Annotated in this window: 16 protein-coding genes; 8 read left to right on the forward strand and 8 right to left on the reverse strand. The window is 61.0% G+C overall.

Translation table 11 applies throughout. The features are described from left to right. Positions 1-307 precede the first annotated feature (307 nt). From P0D96_RS23455 to P0D96_RS23490, 8 genes are all read right to left on the reverse strand, one after another. Complete coding sequence (locus P0D96_RS23455) at positions 308-583, reverse strand: hypothetical protein (RefSeq protein WP_408315508.1); 276 nt, start codon at positions 581-583, stop codon at positions 308-310. A gap of 76 nt (positions 584-659) precedes the next feature. Further along, positions 660-2,303: an FGGY-family carbohydrate kinase gene (locus P0D96_RS23460; protein WP_408315510.1), complete on the reverse strand. Its 1,644-nt coding sequence runs from the start codon at positions 2,301-2,303 to the stop codon at positions 660-662. 98 nt (positions 2,304-2,401) lie between these two features. Further along, positions 2,402-3,130 (reverse strand): SDR family oxidoreductase, encoded by a 729-nt coding sequence (locus tag P0D96_RS23465; RefSeq protein ID WP_132380975.1) that lies wholly within the window; start codon positions 3,128-3,130, stop codon positions 2,402-2,404. Between the two features lie 207 nt (positions 3,131-3,337). Beyond that, a complete protein-coding gene (locus tag P0D96_RS23470) occupies positions 3,338-4,621 on the reverse strand; it encodes a sugar ABC transporter permease (RefSeq protein ID WP_165923991.1) in 1,284 nt (427 codons plus the stop codon). Further along, the gene (locus tag P0D96_RS23475; protein WP_408180917.1) at positions 4,618-5,439 is read right to left on the reverse strand and encodes an ATP-binding cassette domain-containing protein; all 822 of its coding nucleotides are present in this window, start codon (positions 5,437-5,439) and stop codon (positions 4,618-4,620) included. Before P0D96_RS23475 ends, P0D96_RS23470 begins: the two co-directional genes overlap by 4 nt. A gap of 90 nt (positions 5,440-5,529) precedes the next feature. Continuing rightward, positions 5,530-6,534 (reverse strand): ABC transporter substrate-binding protein, encoded by a 1,005-nt coding sequence (locus P0D96_RS23480; RefSeq protein WP_408315513.1) that lies wholly within the window; start codon positions 6,532-6,534, stop codon positions 5,530-5,532. 292 nt (positions 6,535-6,826) lie between these two features. Beyond that, entirely contained in the window at positions 6,827-7,792 is a 966-nt protein-coding gene (locus P0D96_RS23485) for a helix-turn-helix domain-containing protein (RefSeq protein WP_408315515.1), read from the reverse strand. 172 nt (positions 7,793-7,964) lie between these two features. Next, positions 7,965-9,266, reverse strand: coding sequence for an AraC family transcriptional regulator (locus tag P0D96_RS23490; RefSeq protein WP_408315517.1), 1,302 nt, complete (start codon positions 9,264-9,266; stop codon positions 7,965-7,967). A gap of 176 nt (positions 9,267-9,442) precedes the next feature. Between P0D96_RS23490 and P0D96_RS23495 the strand changes: the two genes are divergently transcribed. From P0D96_RS23495 to gcvA, 8 genes are all read left to right on the forward strand, one after another. Further along, on the forward strand, positions 9,443-10,213 hold the full coding sequence (locus P0D96_RS23495; RefSeq protein ID WP_408290595.1) for an enoyl-CoA hydratase/isomerase family protein: 771 nt from the start codon (positions 9,443-9,445) through the stop codon (positions 10,211-10,213). Positions 10,214-10,215: 2 nt separating this feature from the next. Continuing rightward, positions 10,216-11,445, forward strand: coding sequence for a CaiB/BaiF CoA transferase family protein (locus P0D96_RS23500; RefSeq protein WP_408315519.1), 1,230 nt, complete (start codon positions 10,216-10,218; stop codon positions 11,443-11,445). Between the two features lie 57 nt (positions 11,446-11,502). Further along, positions 11,503-12,825, forward strand: coding sequence for a fumarylacetoacetase (gene fahA / locus P0D96_RS23505; RefSeq protein WP_408315521.1), 1,323 nt, complete (start codon positions 11,503-11,505; stop codon positions 12,823-12,825). 54 nt (positions 12,826-12,879) lie between these two features. Then, positions 12,880-13,254 (forward strand): DUF485 domain-containing protein, encoded by a 375-nt coding sequence (locus tag P0D96_RS23510; RefSeq protein WP_408315523.1) that lies wholly within the window; start codon positions 12,880-12,882, stop codon positions 13,252-13,254. After that, the gene (locus P0D96_RS23515; RefSeq protein ID WP_408315524.1) at positions 13,247-14,833 is read left to right on the forward strand and encodes a solute symporter family protein; all 1,587 of its coding nucleotides are present in this window, start codon (positions 13,247-13,249) and stop codon (positions 14,831-14,833) included. Before P0D96_RS23510 ends, P0D96_RS23515 begins: the two co-directional genes overlap by 8 nt. Before the next feature lie 45 nt (positions 14,834-14,878). Continuing rightward, entirely contained in the window at positions 14,879-15,472 is a 594-nt protein-coding gene (locus P0D96_RS23520; protein ID WP_408315526.1) for a DUF302 domain-containing protein, read from the forward strand. A 49-nt stretch (positions 15,473-15,521) separates the two neighbouring features. After that, complete coding sequence (gene curA, locus P0D96_RS23525; RefSeq protein ID WP_408315528.1) at positions 15,522-16,559, forward strand: NADPH-dependent curcumin/dihydrocurcumin reductase; 1,038 nt, start codon at positions 15,522-15,524, stop codon at positions 16,557-16,559. Between the two features lie 157 nt (positions 16,560-16,716). After that, complete coding sequence (gcvA, locus tag P0D96_RS23530; protein WP_408315530.1) at positions 16,717-17,685, forward strand: transcriptional regulator GcvA; 969 nt, start codon at positions 16,717-16,719, stop codon at positions 17,683-17,685. Positions 17,686-17,775: the final 90 nt, after the last annotated feature.

Genomic DNA, 17,775 nt, shown 5'->3' on the forward strand with positions numbered 1-17,775 from the left:
ATCGTGTCGCTTTGACCTGAACGGGAGTTGACCGGAATTTTGCGGCGGGCGCGCTGCCAGGCCCACCCTTCATTTCAATGCATTTTGCGACGGCAGGTTGATCTTGGCTTGATGCGGGATTGCGAGACGGTCCCGCTAAAATACCTCACCAAATCAGGCGCTTCCTGTCTGCCGTTTGCCCCCTTTCCGTTTTGCCCCCTTCCCGTTTTGCTCACTCCGCCGAAGTTTTCGCATGCCGGAGTGACGCCTGCCCTGCGCTCGACGGGCGGAACTCTAGTCGTGTCGAGCCGATGGAGATTATTGCCGTTCAAGCTAACCGCCGTTGCTTCGCATCCAGGTCAGCGACGCCCGGCAGCAAATAATGCCTAATGCGTCCGATCGGGAAATCGAACGTTCCGCGCAGGTTGATACTTTCGAGATCTGCCAGCGGCACGACCTCGATCTTTTCCCGATTGTGCATTCGGTTCTCGAAGAACAGCCGATTGCGATGGAGCGAAAACTTCCCGCTCGACGGATCGCCTGACACAGACACTGGATGCCCTTCGACATCTTCGCTGTTTAGTCCGCCGACATCCACAGCCACCCTCACGATCAATCAGGAAGCGGCGACATGAATTCAATCATTGATCTCTCTGGCAAACGCGGGCTGATCGTCGGACCTAGCGAATTTCCCTGGCCACGGTCTGCAACTGCCTGAAGGCGCGATACCGCGCCTCGTGCAATGCCGCAATGTCACCCGTGTCCGACTCGTAGATCCTACCGATCTGCGACATTCTGGCCATCGCCGAGCGCACGTCGTCGAACAGGCCGCCAGCCACGCCGCCCAGGATCGCCGCGCCCAGCAGCACGGGTTCTTCCGCCCGCGTCGCAAGCACGGGCTTTCCCGTCGCATCGGCGAGCAGTTGCCGAACGAGATCGAGTCGCCCCGCGCCACCGCTGATGACCACCCGCTCGATCGGTGCGCCGGCCATCGCCTGTGCTTCGATGATCTGGCGAAGGCCGTAACCGATACTGCAAATGCCGGCAATGTAGAGGGCGACCAGACTGTTCAGGTCGTCCTCCATTCCAAGGCCCGCAATCACGGCTCTTGCGTGTGGGTCGGCCAGCGGGGCACGGTTTCCCAGGAACTCCGGGACGACATGCAGGCCGTTGGCCAGCAACGCCGCGCCCGACAGGCTGTCCGCCGCCTGCGCCGCGAGACCGGCAAGCATCACCGGCAGCGGGTGGCCCTCGTGCTCTGCGCGACGTCGGACGTCTGGGGCTGCGGGGTGCATCGAAAGCAGTCGTTCGATCGCCGCGCCCGCTACCGATTGGCCGCCCTCGTTGAGCCATGCATCCGGCACCATCGCCGAAAAATAAGGCCCCCACACGCCGGGCACGAAGACCGGACTGCGGGTCGTGGTCATCGTGCACGATGAGGTGCCGAAGACGTAGGCGAGGCAGGACTCGGGCTCGCCGTCGGCGCCGACCGTGCCGATCCCCCCGGCATGGGCATCGATCACGCCCGTGGCGACCGGCGTTCCGGTTCGCAGGCCGAGCTGCGCGGCGGCGTCTTCGGTCAGTCCGCTGCCCAACGGCGTACCCGGGTCGACGACGGTCTGGCCGATGCGCGCAAAAGCCTCGTCCGCCAGCACGCCGAGGCCGATGCTCCGAAAGTAACTCTCGTCCCAGCGCCGCTCGTGCGCCAGATAAGTCCATTTGCAGGTGACCGTGCAGGTGGATCTCGACAGATCCCCGGTCGCGCGCCAGGTCAGGAAGTCGGTCAGGTCGAAAAACTGCCACGCCGCCTCGAACACGCCCGGCCTGTTCTCGAGGAGCCACAGCAGCTTCGGTGTTTCCATTTCCGGCGAGATCTTGCCGCCGACAAACTTCAGCACCTCGTGGCCCGTCGTATTGATGCGCTCCGCCTGTGCCACGGCGCGGTGATCCATCCAGACGATGATGTCGCGCTCGGCTTGCTCGGAAGGGCCCACGGGCAGGGGCTGGCCGCCCTCGCCCAGCACGACGAGCGAGCAGGTGGCGTCGAAGCCGATGCCGGCGACCTGATCGGGCGAGACGGCGGCCTGCGACAGCGCATCCTTCACGGAAGCGCAGACGGCGGTCCAGATTTCGCCGCTCGATTGTTCGACGATGGAGCCGCTTGCATGGAACAGCGTGATGTCACGCCTGGCCGAGGCCACCATGCGACCGGCAAGGTCGAAGATTCCAGCCCGGGCGCTGCCCGTGCCCACATCCACCCCGATGACATGGAGCGCATCGCGCGTGCTGTCTGTCGCGCCGGAGGTCGAGTTTTCTGAGGTCATAGCTCGCTGCCTGGTCACTGTCTGCTCATTGCCTTTTTGGGGGAGGCGTTCCATGTTGACGGCGAGCCACACAACCGCGCCCGCGTCTGGCACGCATTTCAGAGATCGACGTTGTTTGGAAGAATCACGAGATCGCGGATGGTCACGTTGCGCGGCCGCGTCAGCATGAAGAGCACCGCATCGGCGACCTCCCTGGCCTGCATCAGGCTGCCCGAAGCGAGCGCTTCGTCCATCTTCGCCTTCGGCCAGTCGTCGAGCAGTGCGGTGACGACCGGGCCCGGGGCCACCGCGCCGACCCGCACACCATGCTTGGCGAGCTGGCGCCGGGTCGTGTGGACAAAGGCCTGCACCGCAAATTTGGACGCGGTGTAGATCGGCTCCCACACGACCGGGACGATGCCCGCGATGGAACTGGTAAAGATAATGTCACCCGATTTCTGCGCGACCATGTGCGGCAGCACGGCGTGGACCGATCGGAACGCGGCATTGACATTCAGGTTCAATACGCGATCCCACTCGTCCGGATTTCCATCCACGACATCGCCGCCGACGTAGGCGCCGGCGTTGGCATGGAAGATATCGAGGCCACCGGCCAGCTCGAGGATTCTCGGCAGCATCGCGGACACCTCCGACGGCTGCAACAGATCCACGGCCAGCGGCAGTGCGTTCGGCCCCAGTTCTGCGCACAGTTGCACGAGCCTGTCTTTCGCACGGTCGATCAGAACGACCTTTGCGCCTTCCGCGAGCAGGGTGCGCGCGCACTCCAAGCCGATGCCCGATGCCGCGCCCGTGATGGCGGCAACTTTTCCTTTCATGGATTCACTCATTGACTGCTCTCCTGTGTCGACCGGAGTTAGCGCTTTAGCGCTTATTCCGGTCCCATGCGGTTTGATGGCGGTCGACCGGAGTTAGCGCTTTAGCGCTTACTCCGGTCCCATGCAGATTGATCGCGGTCGACCGGAGTTAGCGCTTTAGCGCCTATTCCGGTCCCATGCAACCGCGGTCCCGTGCAAGATGATTGCTGATTGCTCGAATTACGCGCGACCATGCGAGACGCGGGACTGCCGGGCAAGCGAGTCGACGATCACCGCGATCGCCAGCACCGCGCCGGTGATCATGAAGCGCAGCGAGGACGACAGGTTCAGCAGCGTCAGGCCGCTGGCGATAGACTGGATCACGATAATGCCCAGTACTGCGGAATACGCGCTGCCTCGGCCGCCGAACAGGCTGGTGCCGCCGATCACGGCCGCTGCAATGGCGTTCAGGTTCACGTCGCCGGTGCCGGCCTGCTGACTGGCCGAGGCGAGCCGTGCCGCGGTCAGCACGCCGCCGAGTGCGGCGAGACTGGCGCACAGTACGAAGGCGCTGGTGTAGATGGCGCCGACATTGATGCCTGCCCGTCTCGCAGCCTCGTGATTACCGCCGACCGCGTTCATCGACCGGCCCCAGCGCGTCCTTGTTAGCGCATAGTCCATCGCGACCGAGAGGCCGAGGAAGATGCCGAACATCAGTGGAACGCCACGTCCCTGGTTGAGGTAGGCAACCACAGCCTCCAAAAGTACGGTGATGGCCAGGGCGCGCACACAAAGACTGCCCACGGAGGGCGCCGAGAGATTGGATGCACGGCGGCGCTCACGCGTGCGCAGCCCGATCACCAGCATCACGACACCGGGCACCAGCGCAAAGAGGTACGAAACGACAGCCGGGATGATGATGAGTTGCCCGAGGTTCACCATCGTCGAACCATAGGGGAGGTTGATCGACCCGGTAGCACCTAGCACATACAGCTGCATCCCGAGGATCGCGAGCAACCCGGCCAGCGTCGCGACGAAGCTCGGCATGCCGAGCCGGTTGAGCAGAAACGCGTACAGTGCGCCGACCACCGCACCGACGACGACCGCGGCGACGATGGCCAGCAGCACCGGCCAGCCGTGGTTGACCCAGAGCATTCCGACGAGGGCCGAGGCAAAGCCGCTCATCGAACCCACCGACAGGTCGATCTGCCCCACCATCAGCACGCAGACGATCCCCAGCGAGATCACGCCGACCGTCGAGCAGTCGAACAGCAGGTTGACCAGGTTGTCGGCCGAGAGGAACACCGGGTTCAGGCTGGTGAACACGGTCCAGATGATGATCAGGCCCGCGACGACCGGCAGCGATCCCAGATCGCCCGAGCGCACCCGCTCGACGAAGGCGGCCACGGTACCGCCGACTCCGGTGGCGTGCTTGACGCGGACATCGCTGCGGTCGAGCAGCGTGGACGGCTGTGGCGCGCCTTGCGGTTCAGGCTGCGAGCCGCCTTGAATATCGTTGCTCATGACGGCTCCTTAGTCTGGGTGCCCTGTTCGGCCTGGCGTCGGCCGGCGCGACGCGACACGGCGTTCTCCGTGGCGCCGGTGATCGCGGCCACCAGTTCCTGATTCGAGGAGTCGGGATAGAAGACGCCATTGTTGCGGCCCAGTCGCAGCACCACGATCCGGTCCGCCACGGCGCGAACGTCCTCCATGTTGTGGCTGATCATGATCACCGCGTGACCGCGGTCGCGCACCCGCTCGATCAGATTCAGCACCTCGGCGGTCTGGGCCACGCCCAGCGCTGCCGTCGGCTCGTCGAGCATGATCAGCTTCGGGTCCAGCAGCAGCGAGCGCGCAATTGCGACGGTCTGGCGCTGGCCGCCCGAGAGCGACGCGACCACATCGCGCACGCTCGGAATACGCGCCGACAACTCGTTCAGCAGCGTCCAGGCCTTCACCTCCATCGCGACCTCGTCGAGGCGCAGCGGATTCAGCTCGCGCCCGAGGTAGATGTTCGCGACGACGTCGAGGTTTTCGCACAACGCCAGGTCCTGGAACACTGTGGCGATGCCGAGATCGAGCGCCGCGCCCGGATTGGACAGCGTGACCTCCTTGCCGCCGAAGGTAATGGTGCCGGTGCTGGGTTGATGGACCCCGGCTAGAACTTTCACCAGCGTCGATTTGCCGGCCCCGTTGTCGCCCACCAGGGCGACCACTTCGCCGGCATGCACGTCGAGCTCGATGTCCGTCAAAGCCGAGACCGCTCCGAAGTGCTTCGAGACGCCGCGCAGGCTCAGCACCAGTTCGCCGCGCCTGGATCGTGTCGTGGAGTTGTCAGTCATGGGACGGATACCTCATTGAGAGTAGACGGACCCGGCACGAGCCGGGTCCGTCGGGCGTTTGTGCCGCATTTGCGTCAGCTATGCGCCAGATCAGTAAGTGATTCCCAGCTTCTTGCATCCTTCGGCATACCGATCAGTACACAGGTCCTTGCCGCTCGCGAACCCCTTGTCGACAACTTCCGCCTTGAGGTTCTTCGCCGTGATGACCGCCGGCTTGAAGAGCTGGGACGGCGTATTGAAGAGCGTCGTTTCAGCCTTCGGCGTCTGCCCGGAAAGGAAGCCGACGGCCACCTTCGCCGCTGCGGCGGCGACGATCTCGCTCGGCTTCAGGATTGTGTTGTACTCGTCGCCCGCGATGATCAACTGCAATCCCGCGAGCGTCGCGTCGTTGCCGGTCACGGGGGGCACCGGGTTGACGCCGGCTGCCTTGAAGGCCGCGACAGCCCCGCCGCCCGTGCCATCGTTAGCGGCCACGACACCGACAATCTGCGAGCCGAAGCGCGTGATCTGCCCGCTGACCCACTGCTGGGCCTTCGGGGGCGCCCAGTCCGGTGTGTCGTACTCGGCCAGCGTCTTGTAGCCGCTCCCCTGCAGTCCGGCGTGGATACCCTTCTTGATCAGTCCGGCGGCCGCGTCGGTCGGCGAACCGTTGACTTCGAGCACGCCGCCCTTGGTGGTCGGCACGCCGGTTTCCTTCAGGTGCTGGACGAGTGACTGCGCGATGGCCTTGCCGATGCCTTCGTTGTCGAACGAAACGTAGTAGTTGGCCGGCGTCGAGGGCACGGGCCGGTCATAAGCGATAACCTTGATACCCTGGCCCTGCGCCATGTGGACCAACGACGCGGCGGCCGTCGAGTCGACCGGGTCGAGGACGATCACCTTGGCGCCTTGCGCGATCACCGAGTTGAACTGCTGCTGCTGCGTCGAGACATCGGCATTGGCATTCTGGTAGAGGACCTTGCAGTCGGGGCAGAGCTTGCTCATTTCGGCTTTGAAGCCGGGGAAGTCATGCTGTTCGTAGCGGGTCGACGCCTGGTCGGGCATCAGAAAGGCGACCGTGCCACTGGGGGCGGCCAGCGCCGCCGTGTTGCTCAACAAGCTCAGGCTCAGGGCGCTAGCGCCGATTAGTTGGTTCGAAAGTCGGGTCATCGAATGTCTCCATTATTAGAAAAATTCCGGCGTAGCTGCTGCCGTGTCTGCGTCGCGAGTGAACTCCTTGTTGTAGTTTTTCGTCGTTGCTAGCGGCTTCCAGACCAATGCCCATTACCTGCCTCACTTGCGTTGGCCCGATTATGGGAAAGTTGCCGCGTCGTGTTTCATATCCCATGTACTGCGCGATGTCTCCGTTCCACGGGCTGAAAGTGTTGCGCCTTTATTTATCGTGTAGTCATCGCCGGTCTTGCACAACTGCGGCATCAGGCGATTCAGCACCACTGGCAGCGTTAAGTTGTTGGTAGGCGCGCCATCGCGAAGGCGACATGTCCTTAAGGGAAAGGAACTGGCGGTTAAAATTCGAGAGGTTATTAAAGCCGACCTGATAGCAGATATCGGTGATGTTCAGTTCACCCGACATCAATAATTGACACGCGAGATTAATGCGCAGCCGGTTCACATAATGCACGAAAGGCACGCCGGTGTGCCGACGGAAGTATCGCGAGAAGGCACTGACGCTCTGTCCCACAAGTTCGGCCAACTCCGTTTCGCGCAACTCTTGCGACAGGTTCTTGCCAATGTAGGAAAGCACGTGATTGATGCGCGCCTGCGCATAGCGCGCCGGGTCCGCACAATAAGCAGCACTCGCCAGTTTCACCGGCGCGACGCTTTGCACGAGCAAGTCAAGCAAAGCAAGAAACAACGTGATGCGCCGCATGCCTTTCGCGCCCAGCATCTCGCGCATGATCGGTTCAGCTGCCGCGCCCGTTTCCGGTGTGAACAGTACACCCCAACGCGATGCATCGAGTAACAACTCGACGCGTTTAAACTCCGGGAAAAGCTTGATTGCGCGCGTAACGAACTCTGCATCGAATTGCAGAATAAGACAGCGTTCATCCACACGGTCGCCCTGCGGCACATTGCTGACCCAGTTGTGCGGCAGATTCGATCCCACCATCACGAGATTGCCAGGCGCGAAATTGCCGATGTAATCGCCTACGAAGTATTTGCCCGTCGTCGACGTAACCAGCTGAATTTCGTATTCAGGATGGAAATGCCAGCGCACCGTGCGATAGGGATACCCGTGGGACCAGATCTTGAACGACTCGTCGCGCGGCACGGCGACCAGTTCCAGATCCGGCTGAGCGATTTCGGCGTGGCGGGCATCGGTACGCGCCGTGACACCCAGCGTCGTCTGCATCTGTCTTCCTCCTGAGCCCATTCTGCTTTTGACAGTCGCATATGTCGCATTGCGTCCGCTATAACAGAAAGTTAGCCCCGCCGCGGACATCTCGCCACTGAAAATAAGACCGCGAACTAATACTTTATTGCATTCGGGTAAATCCGTACGGCATCAAGTGACAACGCTCCCCTCACCCATCCTGGCCCATTCCCTTCCGATACAGACTGGGTGAATTTCCGGTCCACTTCCTGAAAGACCGGCGAAAGCTCGCCGCATCCGAGAATCCAATGCGCTCGGCGACCTGATCGATAGGAAGCCGCGTGTTCTCGAGAAATTCGATGGCGAGCGACCGGCGCACATCGTTCAACAAGGTTTGATACGAGTAGTTATCGTCGGCCAGCCGTCGATGCAAGGTTCGCAGTGACATGCCGAGTTGGGCGGCCATCTTCTCGGCGGATGGGAACACGCCCGGTGCGTTCAGGCAAGCCATGCGGATCTGCCTCGCCAGTTCGGGAATGCCATCGCGTTCTTCGAGAATACGATCACACAGTTGCTGGCAGATTTGCGCGGTAATCGGATTCGCATTCGGACACGGACGGTCCAGTACATGCACGTCGAAATGCCACTCCATCGTATCGGCGCCGAATTCCACGGGACAGTCGAACATCCTCTCGTAATTCCGCCAATGTGGCGGCGCCGGATACGCCATGACCATGCGCTTCGACGGAAAAGGCGCTTCCAGCACCCGGCTGAATAACACCGTCATTGAGCTTCGCCAGAATTCGGCGACAAACGGCAACATGTCGCCGAGCGATGCGAGCCCGTGACTGCTCAGAATACCGGTATTGCCCTCGGTGGAATAGCGGATCTGCAAAACCGCGCCGGCCATCCTGACATTTTCGACGCTGAATTTCAGGGCGTCTCCAAAGGTCGTACTGCTGACCATGGCATAGCCATATATGCCGAAGTCACTGATCCTCTGACGCGCACCCGCGAGCAATCCAACATCGGCTCTTGTTGCAAGCCGTTGGGCGTTTCGATAAATGGCGAGGCGTTGACGATGCGAAATTCTCGCCTGCGAATCCTCCAACTGGTTCGCATGGACGCCCGTATTCGCGAACAGTTTGTTGACGGAAACGCCCTCCGCGGCCAGTTCGGCGGCGAGCGCGGCCAAGCCCAGAAGACTCTGCGTCGGCGCATCGAGGTCCGGATGCAATGGCGTGACGATTTTCGGTGGTCGCACGATTTGTCTCACTCCAGTTGCGGACATACTCGCACATTTTTCCGATCTTCGTCGAGCACGTTTGGCACAGTTTGACACGGCAATTGGCAGCGTTGGACATTGCCGCTCAATGAGCTCGCTGAGATAGTAACCATCAACGGCGCACGCCGAAAAACAGATGGAGACAAGCCATGAAGCCCTCAGCCCACCCTGCTCCGGCACTAGTGACAACCCTGATCGGCGCTCATCCTGAAACCGTGGATGGCGCAATCGGTCCCGTCCATGCGGCGACGCAACACGCTCCGTCGATGCGAGCTATCGCGGCATCGGTTTGACGCACCGGTCACGGACTCGTCCGTCGACCCTCCCACACGCAGGCCGCGCCTCAAATGCTGCTTTGAAGCCAGTGGCCTTTGCCTCGCCTATCGCACCTTGCAGAGAGAACCATGACCACAGTAAAGATTGAAATGGATGGCGCCGTCGGAATCGTTTCACTAGCCAAGCCACCCCACAACCTGATCGACGACGCGATGATCGCGGATCTGCTCGCCGCGTATCGCAGCATAGTCGCCGAAGGTGCCCGCGCGATCGTGCTCAAAAGCGACATGCGGCACTTTTCCGCCGGTGCGGAAATGAGCTCATTTACCGATGGCAAGACGGTGATCCAGCACAACGCCGATCAATTCCTCGAGTTTCTCGACGTGCTGGAAAACGCACCGGTTCCGACAGTCGCGGCCGTTCACGGCGCCGCGCTCGGCGGCGGCCTCGAACTGGCGCTCACCTGCGACATGATCGTCGCCGCGGACACGGCCTACTTCGGCCAGGTCGAGAACATCGTGGGCCTGATTCCGCTGCTTGGCGGCACGCAACGACTCGTTCAGCGAGCGGGCGTCGTGCGGGCCAAGGAAATCGCGTTGATCGGACGGAGGCACCCGGCGGAAGCATTCGAACGCTGGGGCATCATCAATCACGTCGTGCCCGAAGCCGAACTCCAGAGCGCCGCCATGTCGTTCGCCCGGCAACTGGCGGCAGGCCCGACCCAAGTCCTCCACGGCATCAAGCAGCAGGCCAATCTCGCTGCCAACGGCGGCGTGCGCAGCGCAGACCTCGAACAGATCAACCTCAACAACATGATCTGGAAGACGGGCGATCGCGAGCGAGGTTTCGCTTCGTTCTTTTCGACCGGACCCGCCACCGCCGAATTCAAGGGAGATTGATCATGTCAGCACCGCTGCAGGGCATTCGCGTGATCGATTTCACGCGAGTGCTGGCCGGACCGCATTGCACCAAAACGCTCCTCGACCTCGGCGCTACCGTGACCAAGATCGAGCCGCCTTCCGGCGATATCGGCCGCGTGAGCATGCCGCATATCGGCGACATGTCGCTGTATTACGTGCAGCAGAACGCCGGCAAGCGCAACGTGAGCCTCGATCTCAACTTCCCGGAGGCACGCTCGATCATGGTCGACATGTGCCGGGACGCGGACATCATCGTCGAGAATTTTCGCCCCGGGACGCTGAACCGGTTTGGACTCGGCTATGAGCAGGTGCGCGCTTTCAACCCGTCCGTGATTTATGCCTCTTTGAGTGGCTATGGACAATCGACGTCCTGGCGCAACCGTCCGGCGTTCGCGCCGACCGTGCAAGCCGAGTCGGGACTGACCGACATCGTCCAGCACCATTTCGGCGATGCGCTCACCGAAGTCCGTAACGACGCATGCAGCCACGCCGACATGTACACCGGACTTCACGGCGTCATCGGCATTCTGGCCGCGCTTCAGCATCGCGCGCGAACCGGCGAGGGGCAGCACGTCGACATCTCGATGGCCGCCACCATGCTATCGGTGAACGAACGCGTGGGCGCACAACTGTCGGAAATCGATACGGATGGCGAACCGATCATTCTCTCGGCGCCAGATTCGCACATCTTCGATTTGCCCGATGGACGCCAACTCACCATCGCTGGCAGCCCGATCTACACGCCAATGTTTTCGCGTTACTGCGCGATGATGCGCCGCAACGATTTGCTGAGCGACTCCCGCTTCGGCACGGCGCTTTTGCGGCGGCAAAACATTGCTGATTTGCTGGCCGAAGTGCGCGCGTGGCTTCTCACCTTCAACGACCTGGATCAGCTTCAGACCCAGGTCAGCGAAGCGGGATTGGCCATTGGCGTGGTCCGGAGCGTCAACGAGTTCGCCGATTCCGAGTGGGTGCAGGAATGGGGTGCGCTAGTCGATGTCGACGACAGATCAGGCGGCACGACACGCATGCCCGGCGCGCCGTGGCATTTCAGCCAGTCTGAGTTACCGCAGCCGGGCAGCCCTGCATTCCAGGGCGAGCATAACGCCGAGGTGCTCTCCGAACGCAAGCTCAGCGCGGCGTTCATTCGGGATTTGCAGGAGCGCGGAATCCTTCTCAGCAGGCACAGCCCCACGCGCCCGTTCGACTGAACGTAGGTGCCATTACGCGAGCGGCTCGCGCCTTACCCCGAATGAATCGAGACGAACATGCAACACACTCTGAATCAGACGCATGATCCCGCTGCGCGCAGTTGGGTCGAGTCCGCCAATGCACCGGCGGGCGACTTCCCCATCCAGAACCTGCCATTCTCGGTTATCCGCAGAAGGAATTCCGATGAGGCGTTTCGGGGCGCGGTCGCAATCGGCGATCAGGTCATCGACATCGCCGCCTGGGCGTCTCGTGCCGGTCTGAATGGAATCGCGGGCGAGGCCGCGCGGGCATGCGCGCAGCCCGTGCTCAACGGGTTCTTCTCAATGGGTCCGTCCGCATGGCGCGAATTGCGACACGCGCTATTCGCGGCGCTTCATGAGCGCGCCCCTTCGGACGATCGCGCGGCGATCGAGGCATGTCTGGTCCCGCTAGCGGAAGTGGAATACAACCTGCCAGCGCAGATCGGCGATTACACGGATTTCTACACCTCGATTCATCACGCGACCAACATCAGCAAGCTACTCGGCCTGAGCGCCGTGGGCGCCAACTTCAAATCGATACCCATTGCTTACCACGGCCGGGTTTCGAGCATCGGGCTAAGCGGTCAGCGGTTCCGACGCCCGGCGGGTCAAATCATACTTCCGGGCGAAGATGCACCGATCTTCTCGCCGTCGCGCAAGCTGGACTACGAGCTCGAACTCGGCATCTACATTGGACAAGGCAATGCGGCCGGCGAGCCTACCGATCTGGATCAGGCCGACAGCCATGTTTTCGGGCTATGTCTGCTCAACGACTGGTCCGCTCGCGACATTCAGGCATGGGAGATGCAGCCACTAGGGCCGTTTCTGGCAAAGAATTTTGCCACCACGATCTCGCCGTGGATCGTGACCATGGAGGCACTGGCGCCGTTCAGGCTTCCCCTGCCGCGCCCGGACACAGATGGGAAGCCGCTGCCTTATCTGGACTCCGGCCGGAATAGCACGACGGGCGCCGTCGATATCCAACTGGAAGTCTGGATGGAGACTTCTCGCCATAGAGCCGGGAATCTCCCGGCGACGCGACTCTCACTGACGAGTTTCAAGCATCAGTACTGGAGCATCGCACAGATGGTCACGCATCACGCCGTGGGCGGCTGCAATCTGCGCGCTGGAGACCTGCTTGGCAGCGGCACCATCTCAGGCCCGGAGAAATCGGAAGCGGGCGCGCTGATGGAACTAGCACGCAACGCAAGCGAGCCGGTCACGCTGGGTACGGGTGAAAAGCGCAGCTACGTGGAGGATGGCGACGCCATTATCCTGCGCGGCTACTGTGAGAAAGCAGGCTTTGCACGAATCGGATTTGGAGAGAGTCGCGGCGAAGTCCTGCCAGCAAAACTCTAGTGATTAAGCCTCTTCAGATGTCTGTCATGAACACCATAACCGAGGAGACCCGACATGCAATCCATGGAATCAATCAACGCGGAGTTCGAGAGGCAAAACGCGACGAAAGTCAGATCATCCGGCTTGTCCCTCGTCGAGAAGACGCGAGCGCTCGCAAACTTCCGGAACCGCTTCGTATGGTCATTGCTTTACACCTCACTGGGAATCTATTTCGGCCTGTTGATCGCAGTGCTGGAGTTTCCTGGCGCGATGTCCCTATCCGTCTACGGCGAGCTCAACCTTGGACTGCTCGCGGTAGTCGTTCAGTTCGCGCTCACGATCGCTACCTTCTGGGGCTACTGCGCGTGGGCCGAGCGAGTCTACGACCCGAAAGCGGCCGAGTTGCTTCACAGCGCGTTTGCACAATCGAACGGTGATCGACATGAATAATCTGATCAGTCATGGCGGGCTCAGAATCATCGCCTTCGTAGGATTTATCGGACTCAGCCTCATTCTGACCGGATGGAGCGCTCGCCGGTCGCGCGGAACCTCCGGATTTTTCGTGGCCGGACGCAATCTGTCGCCGTTTCAGAACGGCCTCGCGCTGGCGGGAGACTTTATGTCCGCCGGCTCGTTTCTTGGTGTGACGGGACTCGTTTCCCTGTTCGGATTCGACGGCATCGTGTATCAGGTCGGCTTCATCGCCGGATGGATCATGATCATGCTGATCGTCGCCGAGCCTGTCAGAAACTGCGGCAAATACACCCTCTCCGATGTGGTCGCACTGCGTTTGCGCAGCCGCGGAGTTCGAGCGGCCACATCGGTTTCCTCGCTGATCATTTCGTTAGCCTATCTACTCGCGCAACTCGTTGGCGGCGGCGCACTGGCCAGTCTGCTATTGCCGATCGGCACCAACGCCGCGATCGTGCTGATCGGCGTACTCATGATCGCGTATGTGCTGTTCGGCGGAATGGTGGCCGCGACTTATGTGCAGATCGTCAAAGCCGTCCTCGTCTGGACTGCCGGCGCGGTGCTCGTGCTGCTTGCTCTCGCGCATTTTTCCTTCGACGTGGGCGCACTGTTCAATAAGGCACGCCTCTCATCGCTGCGTCCGGCGCAGTACTTTGTGCCGGGCGGCTACTTCAAGGATCCGCTGGATACGCTGTCACTCACGCTCGCTCTCGCGTTGGGCACAGCAGGCCTGCCGCACGTCATGACCAGGTTTTACACGGTGCCGTCCGCCGTCGCGGCGAGAAAGTCCGCGAAAATCGGTCTGATTGTGATGACGTCTTTTGCGGTAATGATGATCGTGCTCGGATTTTCCGCCACCGCGATCGTGGGACCGGCGGCGATTCTCGCCACACACAGTTCAGGAAACAGCGCCATCACCCTGCTCGCCACGACACTCGGCGGCGGTGCGGGTTCTGCCGGCGGCGAACTTCTTCTCGCTTGCGTTTCGGCAATTGCCTTCGCGACGATCCTTGCGGTCGTCTCGGGCATCATGATTTCCTCGGCCTCGACCATATCTCACGACATCTTCGGCCAACTCTTTTCGGCGTCTGGCGACAAGGAGCGTCGGCAGGTCGTGATCGCAAAGATCGCAACAATAGTCTTCGGTATGGCCGCGATGGGACTCGCGCTGCTCGTCAAGACGTTTAATGTCGCGTTTCTCGTAGGGCTCGCGTTCGCCATCGCGGCCAGCGCAAACTTGCCCGTGGTTCTCTTCTCGATGTACTGGCGGCGTTTTACGGATCGAGGCGCCGTGGCCGCAGTGCTCGCCGGCACCCTTTCCTCGATTGGTCTCGTGCTGCTGGGGCCGGCCGTCATCGGAGCAAAAGGCATCATCTTCAAGGATTCCACCCCGCCTTTCTGGCTCTCGAATCCCGGTCTGTTCAGCATTCCGGTGGGCTTTATCGCGGGCTGGATCGGATCGGTCACGACACGTCAGAACGCCGGCGGCGCTTCCTTCGATGCTCAGCAACTTCGAATGCTAAGCGGCCTTGGAGCGGAAGCCGCGTCGGAACACTGACCCGAGAGAGCGCGCTCTACCGACCTGTCCAACAAGGAGACAACAGTGATTAACTTACGTACTGCCGCTTCACGAGTTGCATTGTCTACGGCCGCCGTTGCTGCAATCAGCATGAACATGTTCTGTGCGCCCGCGATGGCGGCGACCGTCGAGGTATCGGAAACAAAGACGATTATCGATCACGTGACCGTCTCTTCCAGCAAACCCTACGCTTCCGTCAAACAGGATCTGGAGAGCCGTCTCGGCCGACTTGACGATCATATCCGCACGCTGCTGAAGCAGGACAAGGTCGACGAATTGCGCGTCGCCCTTCAGAAAGCCGCCGGCAACGATGGTCTTGTGATTCATTACATTGGGCTGCATGGAGATTGGCTCGTGCTGAAAGGACAGCGCCGGAACGGTACTGAGTATTTCACCGGCAACGTTCTCACCGCGACTGAAATGACCAGCGTCAATATGGCGGCGGGACTGTACGCGCCATTGCGTATCATGGTCTACGAGAACGCACAGGGTGGCACGACGATCGAGTACGATAAGCCGTCGACCCAACTCAGCCAGTTCCACAGCGCCCAAATCGACGTTCAAGGCCGTTCGCTCGACGCTCGGCTGGCGAAGCTTTGTGCTTCGGTATTGCAATAGCAACGTACTGATCTGACGGGCCAACGTCCTGACGAAGCGGATATCCACCATGAAAATAGACACTTTCAAACAGATCGTTCTTGCCTCTCGTCCCGATGGACAGCCAACCGTCGACAATTTCCGTCTTGAGCAAGCCACGCTGCCGGACACGCCGCCGAATGGGCTGCTGCTTCGTGTTTTGTACCTGTCGCTCGACCCGTACATGCGGGGCCGAATGGATGCGCGCAAGTCGTACGCGCCCTCGGTCGCAATCGATCACAAGATGGTCGGTGAAGCCGTGGCCGAGGTCATCGAATCCAGACATCCGGACTATCGCACAGGTGAACTCGTACTCGCACCAACCGGATGGTGCGACTATGCGGTGATCGACGGTACTGGATTGCGCAAGGTCGACCCCGATCTCTCGTCACCGTCGGCTCGGCTCGGCGTGCTCGGCATGCCGGGATTCACCGCTTATGCCGGCCTCATGTTGATCGGCAAGCCCAAACCCGGCGATACGGTCGTCGTTGCAGCGGCTAGCGGTCCGGTCGGCTCACTCGTCGGGCAGCTTGCGCGAATAGCCGGGGCGCGAGCAGTCGGCATCGCGGGCGGTTCTGAGAAGTGCCGCTACGTGTTGGACGAACTCGGTTTCGACGCCGCGATCGACCATCGCGCGCCCGACATGGCCGAACAACTGGCTGCGGCTTGTCCGGATGGAATCGATGCGTACTTCGAGAACGTCGGCGGCAAGATATGGCAAGCGGTGCTGCCTCTGCTCAACCGCTTCGCGCGTGTGCCAGTTTGCGGCCTCATCGCGCAATACAGCGGCGATCAGGAAAACGCCAACGGCCAGCTTGCGGCCACGATGCGCCAGATACTGACAAAAAGCCTTCTGGTGCGAGGCTTCATCAACTACGAGTTTGCCGACGAACACTATCCCGAGTTTCTGCGCATCGTGTCCAACGGTATTGGCGAAGGACGGATTCGCTGCAAGGAAGATATCGTCGACGGTCTCGAGAAGGCCCCGGAGGCATTTCTCGGCATGCTGGAAGGGCGCAACTTCGGCAAAGTAGTGGTGCGGGTGGCGGACCCGGCCAAGTTCGACTGATCGAAGTGCCTGCAAACTCAAGGGGTAGAGGCAGGTGCCTGGCCTGGCCGTAAAGCGAGCACGCTCCCTGCGCGCGCCACGATATGCTAACTTAGGGCGTCCGGGCGCCAACCGCGTCGAATCATTGCTTACTCCAAGGCTGTAGTTTTTCCACCGTATGCTGTCCCCAACCAAAGTGCCACGCCTTCCCCCTTTAAACGCGCTGCGGGCATTCGAAGCCGCCGCGCGTCATCTCAACTTCCGTGTCGCCGCAGAGGAAATAGGCGTAACTCAAGGCGCAGTTGCCCAGCAGGTGCGCAATCTCGAAGATGTTCTTGGACTTCAGTTGTTCGATCGCCTGCCGCGCGGGCTCGCGTTAACTACCCATGGTTCGATCTACTTCTCATCAGTGCAGCGCGCGCTAACGATCATCGCGAACGCAACGGAAGCGCTCACACACCGTGCATCGAGTTTGACGGTCAGCACGACGCCTTCATTTGCGTCGAAATGGCTCATCCCACGGCTGGCAACATTTACGGACGCTTATCCATCAATTGAAGTGCGCGTGATCGCAGATCAACAACTCTCGACTTTCAAAGGCGATGGAGTCGATATTGCAATCCGCCACGGCAAGCCGCCTTTCGGTAAAGGACTTGCTGCCGATCCGCTCTTTCCGGTCGACATCTATGCCGTCTGCAGCCCTTCATTGGCCGAATCGAGACGACCACTGAGGAAGCCGTCCGATCTGAAGCGTCACGTTTTGCTGCATGATTCACATGACCTGTGGCCTGAATTTCTCGAAGCGCTGAACGGAGGAGAACATGTCGATCCGAGTAAGGGGCCTCGATTCAGCCAGTCCGCCCTTGCAATCGACGCCGCGATATCGGGCCAAGGCATCGCGCTGACCAGCGAGCAACTCGTGGAACGGGATCTCGCCGCCGGCCGCCTGTGCCGCCTCTTCGATTTCGCGCTGCATCTCTCGCTGGGCTATTACGTCGTCTATCCCGATGACCGGCGCGACTCGGAGACTATTCGGGCAATGCGAGACTGGCTGATCACGCAGGCCCAATATGAACTAAAAGCAGCGACAACAGCAAAGCGATCGCGAGAAGGCAGTAGAAAAACTACTGCCAAGCTGAATAAATAATGATTCGACGGTGGCTGTCCATAAAACTAAAATACCGCTGCACGAAACCAGCCGCCAGAGATCGCTGTCTTGCCTCGTTAAATCCGACAT

Origin of the sequence: Paraburkholderia sp. RL17-347-BIC-D (assembly GCF_046027915.1) — a bacterium.
Taxonomy (GTDB): Bacteria; Pseudomonadota; Gammaproteobacteria; order Burkholderiales; family Burkholderiaceae; genus Paraburkholderia.

Bases quoted from the DNA above. Each gene is read 5' to 3' on its own strand.
- P0D96_RS23460 (WP_408315510.1), bottom strand. From the start codon at position 2,303: ATGACCTCAGAAAACTCGACCTCCGGCGCGACAGACAGCACGCGCGAT.
- P0D96_RS23465 (WP_132380975.1), bottom strand. From the start codon at position 3,130: ATGAGTGAATCCATGAAAGGAAAAGTTGCCGCCATCACGGGCGCGGCA.
- P0D96_RS23470 (WP_165923991.1), bottom strand. From the start codon at position 4,621: ATGAGCAACGATATTCAAGGCGGCTCGCAGCCTGAACCGCAAGGCGCG.
- P0D96_RS23475 (WP_408180917.1), bottom strand. From the start codon at position 5,439: ATGACTGACAACTCCACGACACGATCCAGGCGCGGCGAACTGGTGCTG.
- P0D96_RS23485 (WP_408315515.1), bottom strand. From the start codon at position 7,792: ATGCAGACGACGCTGGGTGTCACGGCGCGTACCGATGCCCGCCACGCC.
- P0D96_RS23495 (WP_408290595.1), top strand. From the start codon at position 9,443: ATGACCACAGTAAAGATTGAAATGGATGGCGCCGTCGGAATCGTTTCA.
- P0D96_RS23500 (WP_408315519.1), top strand. From the start codon at position 10,216: ATGTCAGCACCGCTGCAGGGCATTCGCGTGATCGATTTCACGCGAGTG.
- fahA (WP_408315521.1), top strand. From the start codon at position 11,503: ATGCAACACACTCTGAATCAGACGCATGATCCCGCTGCGCGCAGTTGG.
- P0D96_RS23510 (WP_408315523.1), top strand. From the start codon at position 12,880: ATGCAATCCATGGAATCAATCAACGCGGAGTTCGAGAGGCAAAACGCG.
- P0D96_RS23515 (WP_408315524.1), top strand. From the start codon at position 13,247: ATGAATAATCTGATCAGTCATGGCGGGCTCAGAATCATCGCCTTCGTA.
- curA (WP_408315528.1), top strand. From the start codon at position 15,522: ATGAAAATAGACACTTTCAAACAGATCGTTCTTGCCTCTCGTCCCGAT.
- gcvA (WP_408315530.1), top strand. From the start codon at position 16,717: ATGCTGTCCCCAACCAAAGTGCCACGCCTTCCCCCTTTAAACGCGCTG.